Source organism: Acidovorax sp. SRB_24 (assembly GCF_012931925.1).
This window is the reverse complement of the sequence record NZ_MWOM01000184.1, coordinates 1-697: the sequence shown is the minus strand read 5'-3', so window position 1 is coordinate 697 and position 697 is coordinate 1. Positions and strand designations below refer to the sequence as shown.

2 pseudogenes are annotated in these 697 nt (G+C 61.3%); both read right to left on the bottom strand.

Annotated elements, in window-relative coordinates:
- Positions 1-219 (bottom strand): annotated as a pseudogene (locus B2J89_RS21385) (tripartite tricarboxylate transporter substrate binding protein); the annotation flags it as partial.
- 55 nt (positions 220-274) lie between these two features.
- Positions 275-697, bottom strand: a pseudogene (locus B2J89_RS21380) (DSD1 family PLP-dependent enzyme); the annotation flags it as partial.

The following is a 697-nucleotide window of genomic DNA, read 5'->3' as shown; positions in this document are numbered from 1 at the left end:
TGAGGGCTTGTTGTCGATCACAACGGGCTGACCCAATGTTTCATGCAGGCGCTTTCCGATGGTACGTGCGAATGCGTCGTTCGAACTGCCTGGCGCCGCGTCGACGATGAGGGTGATGGGTTTGGCAGGCCACGTCGAAGTCGACAATTGGGCGCTTGCGATCCCGGGGACCAGCAGCGCCGCAGCGACACCCAAGAGAAATTGAGGCGAAATTTTCATGTGGTCATTCCCTGGCTCAGATAAAAGGTGAGGCAGCCCGTATCCCCGCTGGTGTTCATTGCATGCCTCCACGGGCGGTGATAGGCCAGACGCTTTCCACTCGGCCCGCCCTGACGCAGACATACCAGTCGAAACGGTCAACCGTGGGATCGCAGTGTCCGGGGATAAGTCGCAGTCTTTCCCCGATCTCTGGCGTTGCGCGGCCTGCGGGATACTCCATCCGCGCATGCTCGTCCGCCGCCGAAACAATGCGCAAATCTGGTTGCTGCCACACGGTCGGTAGCCCTCTTTCGATGGCGACGGCCTTGTGCCCCGCGTCCAGCACCGCCAGCCCCGGCCTGGCGGTGCTCATGACGGAGGCTAGGACGAACAAGGAATGCCTGAAGGTGCGGAATGGCTGACCATCTTCCTGGAGGTTGGCCGCATAGTCGCCGTCCATGAAGCAATAGCTGCCGGCCTGGAGCTCGGTATAGACGCC